At 63.0% G+C, this 2,240-nt stretch carries 1 protein-coding gene; it reads right to left on the reverse strand.

Annotation, left to right across the window (positions count from 1 at the left end):
• On the reverse strand, positions 1-2,240 hold a 2,240-nt coding region (locus AC0L3S_RS38910), incomplete at both ends, for a VCBS domain-containing protein (RefSeq protein ID WP_473285232.1).

Here is a 2,240-nt window from a genome sequence, read left to right on the forward strand (position 1 = left end):
GTCGAGCCCGACACCGTCATGCCATCGAGCGTCAGCGCGATGCCGTTCCCGACAGTGACCGTGCTCGTGCTCAGCGTGGCGCCGCCATCGATCGTGCTGGCGCCAGTGACGTCGATCGTGCCGAGACCGTCGATCGTACCGCCGCTGATCGTCGCGCCGTTCACCGTCAGCTTGCCGTTAGCATCGATCGTCACGCTGCCGGTGTTGGTAACCGTCGAACCCTGGTCGATCGTCAGCCAGCCATTCGCCAGCACCTTGATCGTGCCGCTGGAGGTGTTGGAGGCGGTCTCGTGGGCGAACTCCGCAGTGCCCTTGACGTTGACCGCGCCTGAATTGTTCAGCGTGCCGTCCTTGAGGACGCTGGTGCCGTCGAGTTCCAGCGTGCCGGCGATGGTGACCGTGCCACCGCTGATGGTGGCGGTGTCGACGATCAGCGTCGTGCCGGCATCGGCCTTCAGCGTGCCGCCGGCATTGTTAATTGCGGCGAGCGTCTTCAGCGTGCCGCCGGACAGCTCAATCGTGCCGGAATTGGTGATCGTGGTACCGCCAGCGAAATCGCCACCGGCCGCAAGCGTCAGATAACCGGCATTGGTGAGTACGCTACTATCCCGGAACTCGGCCTTGCCACCAACCGAAATCGTGCTTGCCGTGAAATTGGTGAGCTTCGAATCGGCCTTGAGGCTGATCTCGCCCGCAATCGTCAGCGCACTCTTGTTGATGACTTCTGGTGCCGTGTGGCCGGCCGTGGTGTCGTAGTCGTTCATCGTGATCGACTTGGCATACGCAGCCGCGTCGATCGTCACCGGATAGGACGGCGTCAGCCCATGCAGCTGGTCGGTGATGACGATGACGTCGTCATTGATGGTCGGGACCGTGCCGGTTGCCCAGTTGGCCGCATCCTTCCAGAAGCCGCCCGAGGGAGCGCCGGGCTTGTCGGTCGCGATCCACACCACGGCGGGAGCGTCGGTGCCGGTGATCGTGACGGTGATGGTCTGCTGGGAGGTGGCGCCTTGCGCGTCCTTGAGCGTCACGGCGTAGACCAGCGTCAGCACCTCACCCTTGGGGATGAAGTCGGCGAGATAGACCGGCAGGTCAGCCAGCGACCAGTTGATGGTGCCGGTTCCGTCTCCGGTGCTGTCGGCGCCCGCCGCGATCGCGACCGACATCGCGCTCTGGAACGCCGCAAGCGGCCCCGGCGGAACGGTGCCATCAGGCAGGGTCGCGCTGGTCAACGCCACCGACACCGTATGCTTGTCGGTGAGATCGACGTCGTCGAAGCTCAGCGTGCCCGTCGTCGGAACATCGCTGGTGAGCGGGCCACCCGGCACGCTGGTGCCGCCTTCGAAGATGATGGTCGGAACGCTGGTGGTGATCACCGGCTTGTCGTTGGTGCCGGTGATCGTGATGGTGATGTCGATGGTCGACGTTTCGGGATTGACCGAGAAATTATTGTTGACGCGGACCTTGTAGGTCAGCGTCAACGTTTCGCCCGCCGCGAGGAAGTCGAAGACGTGGTCGGGAATCGTGTAGGTCCAGACCGCCGAGCCGTTGTTGTTGTTACCGGCGGCTGCGGCGACGCTGATCTGGATCTGCGTTGCCGCGATGTCTTGCTTCTGGAGTGCAGAGAGCGCGCCGGTGACATCCTGCTGGCTGGCGTTCTTGTAGACAAAGTTCGGCGTATCGCCGAGGTCTATGCTCACCGTCGGCAGATCGGCTAGGTTTTGATCGACGAAGGTGATGCGACCGGAGATGGTATCGTAATGAGTTGTGTCGCCGGTCGTGTCCGCGCGCTCGGTAAACCCGAACGCCGTCTTCACATTGCCGTTGAGATCGAGGCTTTGACGAACGGGCGGGCCCGGAATGCGGGTGCTGGTCGACGGATCATGGCCGGACGCCGGCGATCCCGGGTCAGGGAGATGCGTGAAGGTCGCGGTCGCGGTGGCACCGGTATCCGTCTTGATGAAGACAATGTTGCCGGTCTGCGTGATCGAGTCGGTGAAGTTCTGGGTCAGCTTGGTGTTGCTGTTGTTGTCCGTGAACTTCAGCGTGAACACGTCCGTGATCAGCTTCTGGATGTCCGGCGACATCAGGGCATTGGAGATCGAGACGTTGCCGCCGCTGATCTGGATCATCTGGCCGGCCTGGTTGACCGTCGCGATCGGCAGCAGCGTGACCTTGTCGAACAGGATGTAGGAGCCCGTCGTGCCGTTCGGCTCGACCAGCACCTGGAAGCTCGCCTG

The sequence above is a fragment of the Bradyrhizobium sp. Ken01 genome, from assembly GCF_055807355.1.